18 protein-coding genes are annotated in these 17,300 nt (G+C 59.5%); 9 read left to right on the top strand and 9 right to left on the bottom strand.

Going from position 1 to position 17,300, the window contains the following annotated elements:
* Positions 1-697: 697 nt before the first annotated feature.
* Positions 698-988, bottom strand: a complete 291-nt coding sequence (locus tag GE543_RS20475; RefSeq protein WP_153222246.1) for a hypothetical protein — start codon at positions 986-988, stop codon at positions 698-700.
* Positions 989-1,028: 40 nt separating this feature from the next.
* Between GE543_RS20475 and GE543_RS20470 the strand changes: the two genes are divergently transcribed.
* The 3 genes from GE543_RS20470 to GE543_RS20460 all read left to right on the top strand — a co-directional run bounded on the left by GE543_RS20470 (position 1,029) and on the right by GE543_RS20460 (position 4,084).
* Positions 1,029-1,883: a glycine betaine ABC transporter substrate-binding protein gene (locus GE543_RS20470; protein ID WP_046236297.1), complete on the top strand. Its 855-nt coding sequence runs from the start codon at positions 1,029-1,031 to the stop codon at positions 1,881-1,883.
* 234 nt (positions 1,884-2,117) lie between these two features.
* Complete coding sequence (locus GE543_RS20465; RefSeq protein WP_003314526.1) at positions 2,118-2,429, top strand: DUF485 domain-containing protein; 312 nt, start codon at positions 2,118-2,120, stop codon at positions 2,427-2,429.
* Positions 2,426-4,084 (top strand): cation acetate symporter, encoded by a 1,659-nt coding sequence (locus GE543_RS20460; RefSeq protein WP_003363323.1) that lies wholly within the window; start codon positions 2,426-2,428, stop codon positions 4,082-4,084. Before GE543_RS20465 ends, GE543_RS20460 begins: the two co-directional genes overlap by 4 nt.
* 120 nt (positions 4,085-4,204) lie before the next feature.
* Here GE543_RS20460 and GE543_RS20455 read toward each other — a convergent pair whose 3' ends face one another.
* On the bottom strand, positions 4,205-4,363 hold the full coding sequence (locus GE543_RS20455; RefSeq protein WP_002552554.1) for a DUF3309 family protein: 159 nt from the start codon (positions 4,361-4,363) through the stop codon (positions 4,205-4,207).
* Positions 4,364-4,678: 315 nt separating this feature from the next.
* Here GE543_RS20455 and GE543_RS20450 point away from each other — a divergent pair, with 315 nt between their 5' ends.
* The 4 genes from GE543_RS20450 (at position 4,679) to csrA (ending at position 6,860) form a co-directional block, all read left to right on the top strand.
* Positions 4,679-5,056: a DUF2784 domain-containing protein gene (locus GE543_RS20450; protein WP_178118647.1), complete on the top strand. Its 378-nt coding sequence runs from the start codon at positions 4,679-4,681 to the stop codon at positions 5,054-5,056.
* Between the two features lie 102 nt (positions 5,057-5,158).
* Positions 5,159-5,974 (top strand): SDR family oxidoreductase, encoded by an 816-nt coding sequence (locus tag GE543_RS20445; protein ID WP_153222245.1) that lies wholly within the window; start codon positions 5,159-5,161, stop codon positions 5,972-5,974.
* A 188-nt stretch (positions 5,975-6,162) separates the two neighbouring features.
* Positions 6,163-6,495 (top strand): YnfA family protein, encoded by a 333-nt coding sequence (locus GE543_RS20440; RefSeq protein WP_003393231.1) that lies wholly within the window; start codon positions 6,163-6,165, stop codon positions 6,493-6,495.
* 170 nt (positions 6,496-6,665) lie between these two features.
* On the top strand, positions 6,666-6,860 hold the full coding sequence (gene csrA, locus GE543_RS20435; RefSeq protein ID WP_003402536.1) for a carbon storage regulator CsrA: 195 nt from the start codon (positions 6,666-6,668) through the stop codon (positions 6,858-6,860).
* 57 nt (positions 6,861-6,917) lie between these two features.
* Here csrA and GE543_RS20430 read toward each other — a convergent pair whose 3' ends face one another.
* The 4 genes from GE543_RS20430 to GE543_RS20415 form a co-directional block, all read right to left on the bottom strand.
* On the bottom strand, positions 6,918-7,145 hold the full coding sequence (locus tag GE543_RS20430; RefSeq protein ID WP_003314533.1) for a YheU family protein: 228 nt from the start codon (positions 7,143-7,145) through the stop codon (positions 6,918-6,920).
* A 67-nt stretch (positions 7,146-7,212) separates the two neighbouring features.
* Positions 7,213-8,409, bottom strand: coding sequence for an osmoprotectant NAGGN system M42 family peptidase (locus GE543_RS20425; protein ID WP_003412697.1), 1,197 nt, complete (start codon positions 8,407-8,409; stop codon positions 7,213-7,215).
* Positions 8,410-8,488: 79 nt separating this feature from the next.
* Complete coding sequence (gene ngg / locus GE543_RS20420) at positions 8,489-10,237, bottom strand: N-acetylglutaminylglutamine synthetase (RefSeq protein ID WP_003412693.1); 1,749 nt, start codon at positions 10,235-10,237, stop codon at positions 8,489-8,491.
* A 3-nt stretch (positions 10,238-10,240) separates the two neighbouring features.
* Positions 10,241-12,013, bottom strand: a complete 1,773-nt coding sequence (locus GE543_RS20415) for an N-acetylglutaminylglutamine amidotransferase (RefSeq protein ID WP_003402540.1) — start codon at positions 12,011-12,013, stop codon at positions 10,241-10,243.
* Between the two features lie 278 nt (positions 12,014-12,291).
* On the opposite strand from GE543_RS20415, the gene GE543_RS20410 reads away from it, so the two are divergent.
* Both GE543_RS20410 and GE543_RS20405 read left to right on the top strand, forming a co-directional pair.
* On the top strand, positions 12,292-12,480 hold the full coding sequence (locus GE543_RS20410) for a type II toxin-antitoxin system HicA family toxin (RefSeq protein WP_371927213.1): 189 nt from the start codon (positions 12,292-12,294) through the stop codon (positions 12,478-12,480).
* A gap of 36 nt (positions 12,481-12,516) precedes the next feature.
* Positions 12,517-12,921 (top strand): type II toxin-antitoxin system HicB family antitoxin, encoded by a 405-nt coding sequence (locus tag GE543_RS20405; RefSeq protein WP_153222243.1) that lies wholly within the window; start codon positions 12,517-12,519, stop codon positions 12,919-12,921.
* A 16-nt stretch (positions 12,922-12,937) separates the two neighbouring features.
* On the opposite strand, the gene GE543_RS20400 is transcribed toward GE543_RS20405, so the two are convergent.
* From GE543_RS20400 to GE543_RS20390, 3 genes are read right to left on the bottom strand one after another with little or no spacing between them, the layout of a single operon-like run.
* The gene (locus tag GE543_RS20400; RefSeq protein ID WP_153222242.1) at positions 12,938-14,017 is read right to left on the bottom strand and encodes a lipocalin-like domain-containing protein; all 1,080 of its coding nucleotides are present in this window, start codon (positions 14,015-14,017) and stop codon (positions 12,938-12,940) included.
* The gene (locus GE543_RS20395) at positions 14,007-16,487 is read right to left on the bottom strand and encodes an ABC transporter permease (protein WP_153222241.1); all 2,481 of its coding nucleotides are present in this window, start codon (positions 16,485-16,487) and stop codon (positions 14,007-14,009) included. Before GE543_RS20395 ends, GE543_RS20400 begins: the two co-directional genes overlap by 11 nt.
* Positions 16,487-17,155, bottom strand: coding sequence for an ABC transporter ATP-binding protein (locus GE543_RS20390; protein ID WP_004394289.1), 669 nt, complete (start codon positions 17,153-17,155; stop codon positions 16,487-16,489). Before GE543_RS20390 ends, GE543_RS20395 begins: the two co-directional genes overlap by 1 nt.
* Positions 17,156-17,300 lie beyond the last annotated feature (145 nt).

The following is a 17,300-nucleotide window of genomic DNA, read 5'->3' as shown; positions in this document are numbered from 1 at the left end:
TTGTATGACTCGTGTATCTGCTGCCCCAAAGCGACGTTTGCACGGCTGGTGATGATGGGCAGGCCATGGCCTGGAGACGAATTTTCCGACTTGCGGAAAGCACAAAGGAGAGCCGTAGCTCTCCTCCAATGTGGTTCACGTGCTCTTTTTATTGTTATAGGGCGGCCTGTTATTGTTGTTGGCGACCAGTCCCTTTACAGCGTTGTTGTGCGACCCCCATGCGGGGTCAAGAGCAAACGTATTTTTTTGAGCGCTGATTCACTTTAATCACCTGCCTGCACAACGGGGTGATCCCACCGGTTCTGGAGCTACCTGACGGTAGTTTTATTGTTCTCTGTCCGGTCGCGAGGCCTTTCACTGAAAGGTCCCTGTAAAGCTGATCCACTCCAAAAAAATCTGTTAGCTGCGCCTCTGTCCGTTTTGTTCTTGTTGTGTCAGAGCCGTTACGTATTGTTTTTATTGGTTTGCTGCATCATTTGTTGTTTTTGTTGTACCAGAGATATAGCAGGACCCGTGCCAGTTTTTGAAAATCCTTTTAAATCAGTGGCTTGTGAATTCTGATGGTTGGCGCGTGGTCATAGAGCCGGAAAAAATGTTTCCGTGTTACCCGTTCGCGGTGGTGATCGTAAAGCTGCGGTAACACATCGTGTTTCCTTCGTAGCACGAGCCAGAGTGGTGCGCCGCAAGTCTGTGTCGTCTATACGACGATGGTATGGGGAAGGGCGTTCTCCTCCGGGCATAAAGGTGTGCCCCTGCCGCTAATGGCCAGCTTCAGGCGTTTTTCGCTGTGCGTTGTCGTTGATGGCTCGTTGTTGTCGTTTCCCATTGTCCCAGTGTCGCAGACAGAGCATGCCTGCCTGTCGTGCAGGTCGATGATCAGGGTGGCGTTGCGGTGCGTTTGATTGCGCGTGGCAGCGATAAAAACGTGCAAGGCGCCGCGTGCCCAAAGGTCGGGCGCGGAGGCGGTCTGGAGAACAACGTTAACCATGCCCCGACAACCGTCGGTGCAAACTTCCGGGGAAGCGACAATGATGATGCGAAAAATACTGGGGGCGGGTGCCGCTCTGGTACTTGCGGTCAGCTCCACGCTGGCGATTGCCGAAACCAAGACCCTGACCATTGGCTATGTGGAAGGCTGGTCCGACAGTGTCGCCACCACCTTCGTGGCCTCCGAAGTGATCAAGCAAAAGCTTGGTTATGACGTCAAGTTGCAGTCTGTCGCCGCAGGGATCATGTGGCAGGCGGTGGCAACCGATAAGCTCGACCTGATGCTGTCTGCCTGGCTTCCGGGTACGCATGGCGAGTACTACGCCAAGTACAAGGATCAGGTCGTCAACTACGGGCCCAATTTCAAGGACGCCAAGATCGGCCTGATCGTGCCTGAATACGTGAAAGCCAAAAGCATTGAAGACCTCAAGACCGATGATTCCTTCAAAAAGAAGATCACCGGGATCGATGCCGGTTCGGGCGTGATGCTCAAAACCGATCAGGCCATCAAGGACTATGGGCTGGACGGCTACAAGCTGCAGGCCAGTTCCGGCGCGGGCATGATCGCTGAGCTCACCCGTGCAGAGAAGGACAAAAAAGCCATCGTGGTTACCGGCTGGGTGCCGCACTGGATGTTCGCCAAGTGGAAACTGCGTTTCCTGGACGATCCGAAAGGTGTCTACGGCGAGGCTGAAACCGTCGACAACGTTGGCAGCCTGGGGCTGGAGAAGAAAGCTCCTGAAGTCGTGGCCTTCCTGAAAAAATTCCAGTGGGCGTCCAAGGATGAAATCGGTGAGGTGATGCTGGCGATTCAGGACGGTGCCAAACCTGAAGCGGCAGCGAAGGACTGGGTCGCCAAGCACCCGGACCGCGTCGCCGCATGGACTGCCAAATAGTCGCAAAGTGTCTGAATAGCTCTTCTCAAGGCCGTCTGGTGTTATCGCCAGACGGCCTTTTGTTTTTCTGCCCCGGAGTATTTTCCGTTCGACCGACTGCCGGCGGGTCCAGGCCGTGCGAGAAGAGGTATCTACGGCTAATGTCGTTCTAATACTAAGGTCGTCTGGAGTGCGCGCCGGACCCGACTAAAGTGCATTACGTGACATCTCATCTGTGCTGCGAGGACAAAAACAATGAACGACAGCATTTACCTCTCGATTCAAAACAGCCCCCGTTTCAAGGAGCTGGTCTCCAAAAGAGAGCGTTTCGCCTGGATTCTCTCGGCGATCATGCTTGGCCTGTATGCGGCCTTTATTCTTTTGATCGCTTACGGACCCCATATTCTGGGGGCCAAACTAAGTCCCACTTCAACCATTACCTGGGGAATGCCGATAGGCGTTGGGCTGATTCTTTCCGCGTTCATATTGACGGCCATCTATGTTCGCCGTGCCAACGGTGAATTCGATGACCTGAACAACGCGATCCTCAAGGAGGCTCAGCAATGATCCGGCGCCTATCAGCAGCACTTGGCCTGGCCGCCTTCGCGCCGACCCTCTGGGCGGCAGACGCGTTGACGGGTGCAGTGCAGAAACAACCCCTGAACGTCGCCGCGATCGTCATGTTCGTGGTCTTCGTCGCTTTCACGCTGTACATCACCTACTGGGCATCGAAAAAGAACAAGACTGCGTCGGACTACTACTCGGCAGGTGGCAAGATCACCGGTTTCCAGAACGGTCTGGCGATTGCCGGTGACTACATGTCGGCAGCGTCCTTTCTGGGTATTTCCGCACTGGTCTACACCTCCGGCTACGATGGCCTGATCTACTCGATCGGCTTCCTGGTGGGCTGGCCGATCATCCTGTTCCTGATCGCCGAACGCCTGCGCAACCTGGGTAAATACACCTTTGCCGACGTGGCCTCGTACCGCCTCAAGCAAAAGGAAATTCGCACCCTGTCTGCCTGCGGCTCGCTGGTGGTGGTGGCGTTTTACCTGATTGCGCAGATGGTCGGTGCCGGCAAGCTGATCCAGCTGCTGTTCGGTCTGGACTACGCCGTTGCGGTGGTGCTGGTCGGTATCCTGATGTGCCTCTATGTGCTGTTCGGCGGCATGCTTGCTACAACCTGGGTGCAGATCATCAAGGCAGTGATGTTGCTGTCCGGTGCGTCGTTCATGGCACTGATGGTCATGAAGCACGTCAACTTCGACTTCAACATGCTGTTCTCCGAAGCGATCAAGGTTCACCCCAAAGGTGAAGCGATCATGAGCCCTGGCGGGCTGGTGAAAGACCCGATCTCGGCGTTCTCGCTGGGTCTGGCCCTGATGTTCGGTACTGCGGGCCTGCCACACATCCTGATGCGCTTCTTCACCGTGAGCGATGCCAAGGAAGCCCGCAAGTCGGTGCTCTACGCAACCGGCTTTATCGGCTACTTCTACATCCTGACCTTCATCATCGGTTTCGGCGCGATCCTGCTGGTCAGCACCAATCCGGCGTTCAAGGATGCAGCAGGCGCCTTGCTCGGCGGTAACAACATGGCTGCGGTTCACCTGGCCGATGCGGTCGGTGGCAGTCTGTTCCTGGGCTTCATCTCGGCAGTCGCCTTCGCCACCATTCTGGCAGTGGTTGCCGGTCTGACCCTGGCGGGTGCTTCGGCGGTTTCTCACGACTTGTATGCCAGCGTCATCAAGGCAGGCAAAGCCAACGAGAAGGACGAGATCCGTATCTCGAAAATCACTACCATTGCCCTGGCGGTCGTGGCGATCTTTCTGGGTATTGCCTTCGAAAGCCAGAACATCGCCTTCATGGTGGGCCTGGCGTTCTCGGTCGCGGCAAGCTGCAACTTCCCGATCCTGTTGCTTTCCATGTACTGGAAAAACCTGACCACCCGTGGCGCCATGATTGGCGGCTGGATGGGCCTGATCAGCGCAGTGGTGCTGATGGTGCTGGGTCCGACCATCTGGGTGCAGATCCTGCATCACGAGAAAGCCATTTTCCCTTACGAATACCCGGCGCTGTTTTCCATCGCCATCGCCTTCGTAGGTATCTGGTTCTTCTCCATCACCGACAAGTCGAAAGCGGCGGAGGGCGAGCGCGCTCTGTTCTTCCCGCAATTCGTCCGCTCGCAGACGGGGCTGGGTGCCAGTGGTGCGGTTTCGCACTAAGGCCAGGTTGTTGTGAACGAGAAGCAGCCTTCGGGCTGCTTTTTCATGGGCAATAAAAAACCCCGCTTGAAAAAGCGGGGTTTCTTATTGGCTACATGCGCTGCTGCGTGGAGCAGAAGGTCATATCTTGCCGAGCAACACCAGAATCAGCAGGATCACCAGGATCGTACCGATGATGCCCGACGGACCGTAGCCCCAGCTGCGCGAGTGCGGGAATACTGGCAAACCGCCAACTAGCAGCAGAATCAAAACGATGATAAGAATAGTGCCGATGCCCATGGTGAGTTCCCTCTTTACATTAGTGTTAATTAACAGATGCAGTTGAAACGTCATGCCAGACGGTATGAAGTAGCCTGCTTGACTCATCCGACTCCGGGCGTTGGAGAAAGGTTCGATCTATTTTTAATAATTTATTACCTATTTGAAAATCATTGAAAATCAGGGGCTTGTCGTATTTTTGTCTAACAATAACTCGGGCTTTTTTGATCTGATGCAGTTGAATCGGTCTTAAAAACAATTGAACTAAAGACCCTGAAAAGTCTCTGCGCGACGCGAACTTTCTACCTGAGGCATGGCCCGCAAGAGGACACAATGATGGTTTATCGAGTGGCGGCGGATGCCGTGGTCGTGTTTCATCTACTGTTCATTGTGTTCGTCCTGTTCGGCGGACTGCTGGTATTGAGAAGGCCCTGGGTGGCGCTGCTGCACGTTCCAGCGGCGGCCTGGGGGACAGCGGTCGAGTTTCTGCACCTGTATTGCCCGCTGACACCGCTGGAAAACACCCTGCGCAGCAACGCTGGAGGGCAGGGCTATACCGGGGGCTTCGTTGAGCATTATCTGATCCCGCTGATTTATCCGGCCGGGCTTACGCCGGGCATACAGCTTTGGCTGGGCGGCATCGTCGTGCTGCTCAATGTGTCGGTGTATGGCCTGTTGTTGCTCCGTTATGTGGCCCGAGCCAGGCGTTCATAAGGCTGCGGTTTGCTCCAGGCATTCAGCGTCTTGATGGTGGGTTTGTGGTGCTTCTAGTGTGATTACACTCAGGCAACTCCTGCACATCACAAGGCACTCGCTATGCAAAACCGCATCATGATTACTGGCGCCGGCTCAGGTCTGGGTCGTGAAATTGCACTGCGCTGGGCACGCGAAGGGTGGCGGCTGGCACTCTCGGACATCAATGATGCCGGCTTGCAGGAGACCCTTGCGCTGGTACGCGAGGCGGGTGGTGACGGCTTCGTGCAGCGTTGCGACGTTCGCGATTACAGCCAGCTCACCGCGTTCGCCCAGGCGTGTGAACAGCGCTTTGGCGGCATCGACGTGATCGTCAACAATGCGGGGGTGGCTTCCGGGGGCTTTTTCAACGAATTGTCGCTGGAGGACTGGGACTGGCAGATCGCGATCAACCTGATGGGGGTGGTCAAGGGCTGCAAGGCGTTCCTGCCGATGCTGTTGGCCAGCAAGGGCCGGATCATCAACATCGCCTCGATGGCAGCGCTGATGCAGGCCCCGGCGATGAGCAATTACAACGTCGCCAAGGCCGGGGTCGTCGCGCTTTCCGAGAGCCTGCTGGTCGAACTGCATGACCAGGGGATTGGGGTTCATGTGGTCTGCCCGTCGTTCTTTCAGACCAACCTGCTGGATTCCTTCCGCGGCCCCACGCCCGCGATGAAGGCGCAGATCGGCAGGTTGCTGGAGAAGTCGCCGATCACCGCGCGGGATATCGCCGACTGCATCTTCAGGCAGGTTAGCGAAGGCGAGTTCATGATACTGCCTCACGAAGAAGGCCGCATGGCCTGGGAAATGAAACGCAAGCAGCCACAGGCGATGTATGACGAAATGACCGTCATGTGCGCCAAGATGCGCGCCAAGGCGCAGAAGGGGCATGCCTGACCAACCCGGCCGCTCTGAGTCCTCTTTGCGACGCAGACAACTCATTATCGTGCGACGCTCTGCGTCGCATGCCGTTCCGGACGCTCTGCGTCCTCTTGTGTGGCACGCCGTTGCGTGTTCAAGGTCATGACCGCACTGTTTTCTGATAGGGTTGCGCGCATCTTGCAGCCCTGTCCCGAGAACCTTTCATGCTCAATTACCTGTGGTTCTTCCTTGCCGCTCTGTTCGAGATATTCGGTTGCTATGCCTTCTGGCTGTGGTTACGCCAGGGCAAGAGCGCGCTGTGGGTGATTCCTGCGCTTGTCAGCCTGACGGTGTTTGCACTGTTGCTGACACGTGTGGAGGCGGCTTATGCGGGCCGAGCGTATGCGGCGTATGGCGGGATCTACATTGTCGCGTCGATTGCCTGGCTGGGGCTGGTCGAGCGGGTCAGGCCGCTGGGCACGGACTGGCTGGGTCTGGCTTTCTGCGTCATCGGTGCGACCATCATTCTGCTCGGGCCGCGTTGGTCCGCCGCTTGATTAACCACAGTCGCGAACGACATTTCCCACGGATTTGGCCGGAAAGTAAGACGTTTCCTTCAGTCTTTTCCGGTGCTGTTGCAGGACGTTACTGATTTGCCATCAGCGCATTGAAGCGCCGTGTCTCGCCATGCACCCTGCCTCTTTTGCGCAACGCAAGGGTGGGAAAAATGCTGGTACTGACGCGGGAAATTGGCGAAACGTTTTCCATCGGTGATGACATCACCGTGCAGATCCTGGGGATCAACGGCAATCAGGTCAGGCTCGGGATCAATGCCCCGAAAGACGTCAAGGTTCACCGCGCCGAAGTCTACAAGCGAATCGCCAGGACGCTTGCGCAACAGGCAACAACGCCGCTTCGGTGAGCGGCGTTGTCAGCAGGCTATGTTGCAGGTGAATGACCTGACTCAGGCACTGTAAGGCTATTCGAAAAACTCCTTCGGCACGTCGTGCTTGAGCATCAGCTGACACTGCTGGCTCTCAAGGTCGAAAAAGATCACCGCCTGGCCCTTGGTCAACGCATGACGCACGCGCAATACCCGGGTTTGCAGCGGTGTTTCGTCGCCATTATCGGTGCCCTCACGGGTGACGAAATCCTCGATCAGGCGAGTGAGGGTGTCAGGTTCCAGTTGGTCGTAGGGGATCAGCATGGCGGTTCTCGTGTCGATGAGCGGCGATGATAGAACTGCGGTGCCACGCACCGCAATTCACAGGGCCTCAACTCTCTTCGCGATTCTGCCCGATCAGGCTGTCGACCGGTGGCACGCGGGTGTCGGATTCCATCTGCGCATCGTGCTCGATCTGATGGCTGAAGCGCTCCAGCGAGCTCTGCGCCGGTTTGGCATCGCTGGCGAATACCGGTGGGCTGAGCATGTAGGCACCGAGCAACTTGCTCAGCGCTGCCAGACTGTCGATATGCGTGCGCTCGTAGCCATGCGTCGCGTCACAGCCGAAGGCCAGCAAGGCGGTGCGGATGTCATGCCCTGAGGTCACCGCCGAGTGCGCATCACTGTAGTAATAGCGGAACAGGTCACGACGCACCGGCAGCTCATTGTCCACGCCCAGCCGTAGCAGATGGCGGGACAGGTGGTAGTCGTAAGGACCGCCCGAGTCCTGCATCGCCACGCTGACAGCGTGCTCGCTGGAGTGTTGACCCGGCGCAACCGGCGCGATGTCGATGCCGACGAACTCGCTCACGTCCCAAGGCAGCACACCGGCTGCGCCCGTCCCGGTTTCTTCGGTAATGGTGAACAGCGGGTGGCAGTCGATCAACGGCTCGGCACCGCTGTCGACAATGGATTTCAGGGCGGCGAGCAGTGCCGCTACACCGGCCTTGTCATCCAGGTGACGGGCGCTGATGTGTCCGCTCTCGGTGAACTCCGGTAGCGGGTCGAAAGCCACGAAGTCACCGATGCCAATGCCCAGTGATTCGCAGTCGGCGCGCGTGGTGCAATAGGCATCCAGGCGCAGCTCGACGTGGTCCCAACTGATCGGCATTTCGTCCACGGCGGTGTTGAACGCGTGACCGGAAGCCATCAGCGGCAGAACGCTGCCACGGATCACGCCGGTGTCGGTGAACACGCTGACCCGGCTGCCTTCGGCAAAGCGGCTCGACCAGCAGCCGACCGCAGCCAGCGCCAGGCGGCCATTGTCTTTGACTTCCCGAACACTGGCACCGATGGTGTCCAGATGCGCCGATACGGCCCGGTCGGGGCTGTTCTGCTTGCCCTTCAGCGTGGCGCGGATGGTGCCGCGGCGGGTCAGTTCGAACGGGATACCGAGCTCTTCGAGTCGCTCGGCCACGTAACGCACAATAGTGTCGGTGAAGCCGGTGGGGCTTGGGATCGCGAGCATTTCCAACAGAACTTTCTGCAGGTATTTCAGATCCGGATCGGGGATATTTGCAGGGGTCATGGATGCTCCTTATGGAACAGTTGCAAGCCACGGGCTGCAAAGGCTGATGCGCCGTTTGCAGCCGTGCCCGCAGCTGCGATCAGATATGCACAGGCAGGCTGTGCGGAAACAACAGATCGACGAAACGTTCGGCGGTGGGTTGTGGTTCGTGATTGGCAAGCCCTACGCGTTCATTGGCTTCGATGAACACGTATTCAGGCTGATCGGCTGCCGGCACCATCAGGTCCAGGCCGACGACCGGGATGTCCAGCGCCCGCGCGGCACGCACCGCGGCGTCGCTGAGTACCGGGTGCAGAATGGCCGTGACATCTTCCAGGCAGCCGCCGGTGTGCAGGTTGGCAGCACGGCGCACGGCCAGGCGCTGATCCATCGGCAGAATATCTGCATAGTCGAAACCGGCCTCGCGCACGGTGCGCTCGGTTTCCTGATCCATCGGAATACGGCTTTCGCCATCCGTTGCCGCAGCGCGGCGTCGGCTCTGGGCTTCAATCAACTGTTTGATGGTATGTCGGCCGTCACCGATGATTTCAGCCGGACGACGTATCGCCGCAGCCACGACCTGAAAGCCGATCACCACGATGCGCAAGTCCAGGCCTTCATGAAAGCTTTCCAGAATCACGCGAGTGTCGAACTGGCGGGCCTGTTCGATGGCGCTCTGCACGTCGTCAATGGTGCGCAGATCAACCGCAACGCCCTGGCCTTGTTCACCGTCCAGCGGCTTGACCACGATTTGCCCGTGCGCTTCGAGGAACGCCAGATTATCGTCTGCGTTGCCCGCCCTCTGCTGTGCGGGCAGGCGCAGGCCGGCGGCCTTCAGGGCACGATGGGTCAGGCTCTTGTCCTGACACAAGGTCATGCTCACCGCGCTGGTCAGATCGCTCAAAGACTCGCGGCAGCGTATGCGACGACCGCCATAGCTGAGGGTGAACAGCCCGGCATCCGCATCATCCACCTGCACGTCAATGCCGCGCCGATGGGCTTCCTCGACAATGATCCGCGCATACGGATTGAAGTCCGCCTGCGGGCCAGGGCCGAGAAACAATGACTCGTTGATGCCGTTCTTGCGCTTGATGGCGAAGGTCGGCAGGTTGCGGAAATTCAATTTGGCGTACAGCGCCTTGGCCTGATCGTTGTCATGCAGCACCGACAGATCAAGGTAGCTCAGGCCGCGACTCATGAAATGCTCGATCAGGTGCCGGACCAGTACTTCGCCGACACCCGGCCGCGTGCATTGCGGGTCGACGGCCAGGCACCAGAGGCTGCTGCCTTTCTCCGGGTCATTGAAGGCCTTTTGATGATTGAGGCCCATCACGCTGCCGATGATCGTTTTGCTGCCTTCGTCCTCGGCCACCCAATACACCGGGCCACCTTCGTGGCGCGGGGTCAGTAGCTCGGGATCGATGGGCAACATGCCGCGCGCCAGATACAGGTTGTTGATGGCCTGCCAGTCGTTTTCATTGTGCGCACGGCGAATGCGGTAGCCGCGAAACACACGCTGCGCCGGGCGGTAATCGCTGAACCACAGACGCAGCGTGTCCGACGGGTCGAGAAACAACTGCTGCGGCGATTGCGCCAACACCTGTTGCGGCGCTGCCACATACAGGGCGATGTCGCGCTCGCCAGGTTTTTCGTTGAGCAGGTCCTGAGCCAGTGCGGCCGGATCAGGGTAGGTGTGACCGATCAGCAAACGTCCCCAGCCACAGTGCAGCGCCAGAGGGTCTGCATCTATCTGGCTACCGTCTTCAGCGAGTCGTGCCTGCAGACGTTCGTACGAGGGCGACTGGCCGCGCAACAGGCGCTGGCTATAAGTCGTCGCGTTCTGTTTCATCGATCACAGTCCCTGTTCGCTGAGCCAAAGGTTCAGCGCTGCCAGTTGCCACAGCTTGGAGCCGCGCAATGGCGTGAGCTGGCCCTCGGGGTTGGTCAGCAGCTTGTCGACCATGGCAGGGTTGAACAGGCCGCGGTCCTGACTGGAGTCGGTAAGCAACTCGCGCACCCAGTTAAGGGTGTCGCCCTGCAGGTGTTTGAGGCCAGGCACCGGGAAGTAGCCTTTTTTGCGGTCGATCACTTCCGAAGGAATGACCATGCGCGCGGCTTCTTTCAGCACTTGTTTGCCGCCGTCCGGCAGCTTGAATTTACCCGGGATGCGAGCCGACAGTTCGACCAGACGATAGTCAAGGAACGGCGTGCGCGCTTCCAGGCCCCAGGCCATGGTCATGTTGTCGACACGCTTGACCGGGTCATCGACCAGCATCACCGTGCTGTCCAGGCGCAAGGCCTTGTCGACGGCGGCGCTGGCGCCTGGCTGGGCAAAGTGATCGCGAACGAAATCACCGGCTGCGTCATTGGCAGTGCGCCACTTCGGCTGCACGGTCTCGGCGTATTCGGCGTAGCTGCGGTCGACGAATGCATCGCGGTAGGCCGCCACCGGATCGCTCGCGCCGTCGACTTGCGGGTACCAGTGGTAACCGGCGAACAGCTCATCAGCGCCCTGGCCGCTCTGTACCACCTTGCAGTGTTTCGACACTTCACGTGACAGCAGGTAGAAGGCGATGCAGTCGTGGCTGACCATCGGTTCGCTCATGGCGCGGAACGCCGCAGGCAACTGCTCGATGATCTCGCGTTCCTGAATACGCAACTGGTGATGGCGCGTGCCGTAGTGCTTGGCGATCAGATCGGAATACTGGAATTCGTCGCCACGCTCGCCACCGGCATCCTGGAAGCCGATAGAGAAGGTCGACAGGTCCTCGACACCCACTTCACGCAACAAGCCCACCAGCATGCTCGAGTCGACGCCGCCGGACAGCAGCACACCGACGTCCACTGCAGCACGCTGACGGATCGCTACCGCTTCACGCGTGCTGTCCAGTACGCGGTCGCGCCAGTCTTCGAGGGTGAGGTTTTTCTCGTCTTCGTGCGGGCCGTAGGGCAGGGTCCACCAGACTTTCTGTTCGACCTTGCCGCTGGCGTCGATACGCATCCAGCTGGCGGGCGGAAGTTTTTCGACGCCGGCCAGCAAGGTGCGCGGCGCAGGCACCACCGCATGGAAGTTGAGGTAATGGTTGAGCGCCACCGGATCAAGCATCCCGCTGATGTCACCACCCTTGAGCAGGGCAGGCAGCGAGGACGCGAAGCGCAGGCGCTTGTCGGTTTTCGACAGGTACAACGGCTTGACGCCGAGGCGGTCACGGGCGATGAACAGCTGCTTGCTGTCACGTTCCCAAATGGCAAAGGCGAACATGCCATTGAGCTTGGGCAGCATGTCTGCGCCCCAGGCGTGATAGCCCTTGAGCAACACTTCGGTGTCACCGCCGGAATGGAACTGATAGCCAAGGCTTTCCAACTCGGCACGCAATTCGGGGAAGTTGTAGATCGCGCCGTTGAAGGCCAGGGACAGGCCCAGATTGCTGTCGATCATCGGCTGCGCCGAGCCGTCCGACAGGTCCATGATTTTCAGGCGACGATGACCAAGGGCAACCGGCCCCTGGCTGTGAAACCCCCACGCATCCGGGCCGCGAGGCGCCAGCTCATGGGTAATGCGCTCAACAGCGGCTAGGTCCGCTGGTTGATGGTCGAAACGTAATTCACCTGCTAATCCGCACATAAGTCCTTACCGGGTTTCCGTTGGGGAGGTGACTGAGAAAGTGCAGTCACCCAGAAACTGACCCAGTGAGGGCATGGTAGTTTTAGATCAAAAAGTTATAAGCGTTTGTTTTCAGCTGGTTGGGCTGCATTGGCTTGCGGGTTTTTCGAGCAAAGCAAACACGAGCTCGCCTTCACGAAATAAGTTGTGAAGGAATAAAAAAGATAACTCTGGGTACCTTTTTTGTATTTTTTTAACATGCGCCCAGAGTTATATTTTTTACGTCGAATGACACGGAGGTGGGGGGGCAGAGCAGGCAATTGATAACGGAGCTTGAAGCAGATGGATGGGTTCTGGATCGTGTTTCTGGCAGTCACCCTAGTTTCAAGCATCCCGAAAAACTTCAGACAGTCCCCGCGCCGCATCCCAAGAAAGATTTGCCAGTCGGAACGGTGCGGGCCATCAAAAAGCTTGCCGGGCTGGTTTAGTCCAGTTTTGCCCTGACACCCTGTTGGAGAAAGAAAATGAAATACCCAATGTGCATAGAATGGGGAAACGACACCACGGCGTTTGGTATCCAGATTCCCGATATTCCCGGTGCCGTAACAGCTGGCGATACGTTCGAGGAAGCCCACGCTGCGGCGGTTGAGATTGCTCATATCATGCTGCAGGAAATAGCAACTGGTGGTGGAACCATACCCAAGGCCGGCACGGTTGCCGAGCACGCCAGGAATGCCGATTTCGCCGGAATGGGCTGGGGCATGATCGAGATTGACGTAACGCCTTATCTTGGCAAGACGGAGAAGGTCAACGTCACACTGCCTGGTTTCGTGATCAAGCAGATCGATCGCTATGTACGGGATCACAGCATCAAGAGTCGTTCCACCTTCCTGGCCGACGCGGCGCTGGAAAAACTGGGCAGAGCGTGACGGCCAGTCGGAGTGCTCAATACCCGGTCATCTCCAGATACCCCACGCCTTCCTGGCTCCCGCTGAACTTCACCGGCCCCTCCCAGTAGGGAATACTCACGCCCATCCAGGCGGCCGGGTTCAGCGCGTTGGTGGTGATGTCCAGGTTTCGGTCGGGGACCCTGACTCTCCAGCGCGTGGGCACTTTATGCTCGCCGATCGAGGTTTCTTTCAATGGCTCAAGGCTGATCTCGTTGGCGTGCAGCATCCGGGTGGTGCCGTCGGCGCTGATCCAGTTACCGGTCAGGTAGGGGGCACCGTTCTTGTGGCGGATGCGATAGAGCATCAGGCGATCGCCATCTGCCAGTTGCAGCGAAAACCAGTCCCAGCCGCTCTGGTTGGCGGTCAGTGGCTGGCTGCTCCATTCCCGGTCCAGCCACGCTTTACCGGTGACCTGATGTGTTTTGCCCTCAATGACCACGCTGCCTTTGGCGTCGAAGAACGGCTGGCTGTAGTAGTACGACGCCTGGCCCGCCTCCGATTTCTGGCTGTAGCCCTGTTCGCCCTGCAGCACCAGCGGTTTGCTGGATGTCAGGTTCAGGTCGTAGCGAAAGTCCTTGCCGCTGGCCTTTAGCTGCATGGCAGTCAGCGGATCACCGCTGTGAACATTGCTGGTAAAGGCCCAGTCATCGATCCGCGCCGAGAAGGGGGCCAGCGTCACGTCGGCCTGACCGATGCCGCCGCGCGCATAACGCTCCGCCACATAATGACCGCTGCTTGAAGTCGCCGCCGCATGGCCGAGCCAGATCGTGCCGTCATTCCAGCCGCTGCCAGTCTGTTGGCCGGGGCGCAGGGCATTGCGAAACAACGTCCACTGCACGCCGAACTGCTGGCCCGCGTCATCCTTGAGGGTGGCGGTGATGTACCACCACTCGATACGAAAGCCGGGATGCTGGCCGTGGTCTTGCGGGAATGTAAAGACCTTGCCCGGCGTCACCTGCGCGTAACTGTCGGCGGTATTGCCCAGTCCGGCGAATCCGCTTTCAGGTTGTGGTTTGTCGTCGCAGGCAGCGAGCAGCCCGACGAGGACCAGCGGCATCAGCCATTTACTGTTCATTGGCGAATGTCCTGAGTAGATCCGCTGGACGGCTGCGGTACAGCTTCAGCAGCGGCCAGGCCGAGGCCAGCAAGGTCGCCAGCATCGCCAGCGCCATCAATTGCAGCAGTTGCAGCGGGAACACCTGCAGCGGCAGGCGCCAGCCAAAGGCCCGAACGTTGATCACCGCATCCAGGCACCAGGCCAGCAGCAGCCCGAGTGGCAGCGCGAGCACCAGTGTCAGGACCGCCAGCAGCCAGGTCTGCCCCAGGTTGAGCAGCATCAGTTGCCGTCGCGTGACGCCCAGCGCCCATAACGGGGCGAGCTGCCCGAGGCGGCTCTGGCTTTGAGTCAGCAGGCTGATGAACAGCGCCACGCCAGCAACGCCCAGTGTCAGGCTGTTGAGAGCGGCAGTGGCGGCAAACGTACGTTCAAAGACCTGGCTCGACCAACCCTTGAGCTGGCTCTGATCGATGATGTGACTATCGTCCAGCTTGAAACGCGCTTGCAGCCGGGTGACCAGCGACGGGATTGTCGCCTGATCGACCCTCAGGTTGAAACGCACCGGCATCGATTGCGGCCAGTGGGCAAGCAGGTGCCGGGCATTGACCAGCAGATGGCCCTTGGGATTGCCATAGTCGGCATAGATCCCGACGATGCGCGGGGTCCACTTGCCAGTGGGCACCGGGATGCTCAGCGTATCTTCCAGCCCCAGTTGCAGGCGGCGTGCCAGTTGTTCGCTGAGCATGACCGTGTCTTCATCGCGCAAAACATTCCACGGATCACCAGCGACGGATTCCAGCAACGCCCAGTGCTGGCGATAGGTGCCGTGATCGATCACACCAAACAGGTCCGCAGGCCAGCCCTGGACTTGCACCGGCACCTGCCAGTTGGGCAGCACGGCGCTGACATCCTGTTGCTGGTTCAGCCAGGTGTTCAGCGGCCCTGCCTGCTCGGGGTTCTGCGGGCTGACATACAGTTCAGCGGTCAGGCGTTGCTCCAGCCAACTGTTGAATGTCTGGCGAAAGCCCGAGGTCATGCTGCCTGCGCCGATGTTCGCGGCCATCGCCAGCAACAAGGCCATCAGCGCCAGGCTCAGGGCGGGCAACTGTTGACGGCAATCCGCCAGAAACCATTGCCCAAGCACCGAGCGGCTGCGCTTCAACAGACCGCCAAGCATGGCGTTCAGCAAAACCGGCAAGGCCAGCGCGGCACTGAGCAGCAGGGCGGACATCATCACGAACCCCAGCATCAGACTGGTGCCGAACAACAGCGCACTCACGCCAACCACCGCGCCCAGCACCGCCACCCACGCCTGGCGCTGCAACCACCGCGCATGGGCTTGCTGCCATGCCTGGGCATCGGCCAGTGCCAGCAACCGCAGGCGCGCAGCCCGCAACAGGCTGTTGGCACCGGCCAGCAACGCGCCAAGCAGACTCAGGCCGATACCGCTCAGCCACCACCACAGACTGAGGTTCAACTGGCCGGCGACTTCCGCGCCGTACAAGCCGCGCAGGCTGGCCGCGACATCCGGCAATAACAGGCTGGCCAGCAGATAGCCGCTGACCACGCCAAAAATACCGCCCAACAGCGCCAGTGCCCCAAGTTCTACGCCCAGCGCAGCGATCAACAGACGTGCGCTGACGCCACAGGCACGCAGGTTGCGCAGCAGGCCACGGCGCTGTTCAAGGGCCAGGCCAATGGCGGCGTGGACAATGAACAGGCCTACGATGAAGGACAGCACTCCGAGTGCGTTCAGGTTCAGATGGAAGCTTTCGGTGAGGCGCTCCAGATTGTTTTCTTCGCCGCTCTTCTTGATCACCAGCAGGTCATTCAGGGCTGCCGGCAGCGCAGGGTTCTGCCGGGCAAAATCCTTGGCCAGCAGCATTCCGGACAACTGCCCTGGCTGGCCCAGCAGCGGTTGCGCAAAGCCTATGTCCGTCAGCAAAACACCGGGCGCCATGTCGGGTTTGGCGTGCAAGGGGGGCAGCGCGACGCCGGTTTCGGTCAGCGGCTGCTGGCCTTCCTCAAGCCCCAGCGCTTGCAGGGTCTGCGGCGCAATCCAGGTCATGCCCGGCGGTGTGAGAAAGTCCACGACCTGTTCGGCGTTCAACGTCTGCCCGGCCAGTGCCGAGCCGGGCGGCAAGGTCACCGGCTCGATACCCATCAGTTGCAGGCGACGGTCTTCACGCCCTTGAAGCACGATGCGGCCTTGCAGCATTGGCGACACGGGCCAGCCTTCGCGGCGCAACTCGATAAACAACGCCTGCGGGAACAGCCCGCCGCTGCTGGCGGTGATACGGGTCTGCGGCTCGCCGCCAATCAACTGGCTGGCACGCTGGTAGCTTTCCCGCGCCTGGCTATTGAGCGCCTGCACGCCGGTGAGCAGCGCGGTGGCCAGCCACAAGCCGGTCAGCACACTGAAAAACTGCACCGGATGACGGCGCCAATGGCTCAGCAGGGCGCGCAGCGTCCAGTAGAAGACCCGCATCAGCGTTTGCCTTCGTCAGCCAGACGCCCCAGATGCAGCACTACTTTGCGCGACAGCCGCTGCGCGACGCGCGGGCTATGGGTGACCATCAGCAGACTGGTAGGGCTGTCGGCGAGGATATCCAGCAGCAGTTGCAGCACCTCGTCGCTGGTGGCTTCGTCGAGATTGCCGGTGGGTTCGTCAGCCAGCAGCAGGCCGGGTCGGGAGGCGAGGGCGCGGCCTATCGCTACACGTTGCTGCTGTCCGCCGGAGAGTTGTTCGGGGTAACGGTCCAGCAGCGCGGTCAAGCCCAGGCGCTCGATCAAATGCGCCTGCCAGGCTGCATCAACGCGCCCGGCCAGCCGGGCCTGAAACGCCAGGTTGTCGGCTATTTTCAGGCTGCCGATCAGGTTGAACTGCTGAAACACCAGACCGATCTCGGTACGCCGCCAGTTGGCCAGCTGGCTTTCGTTCATCAGGTCCAGACGCTGGCCTGCGACCTCGATGCTGCCATCGTCGACCTGATCCAGGCCTGCCACCAGATGCAGCAAGGTGCTCTTGCCACTGCCGGATTCACCCATCAACGCCAGGCTTTCGCCCTGTGCCAGATGCAGATCGACACCACGCAAGACATCCAGCGGCCCCTGTGCCGTGGTGTAGCGCTTGAATACGTTTCGCACTTGCAGCATGAGCAACCCAATCGTTCTGACAGACGCTCAAGAGTAGCGCCTGAGCTCGTGCGCGTCGCGGGTAGATGCCCGCTATCGTGCGACGCTCCGCGTCGTCATGCCGTTCAGGACGCTCTGCGTCCTCTTTTCGACGCAGAGCGTCGAG

It is taken from the genome of Pseudomonas sp. SZ57, assembly GCF_009495975.1.
GTDB lineage: Bacteria > Pseudomonadota > Gammaproteobacteria > Pseudomonadales > Pseudomonadaceae > Aquipseudomonas > Aquipseudomonas syringae.
The sequence above is the reverse complement of the archived record's forward strand: the minus strand, read 5'-3'. Positions and strand labels throughout refer to the sequence as shown.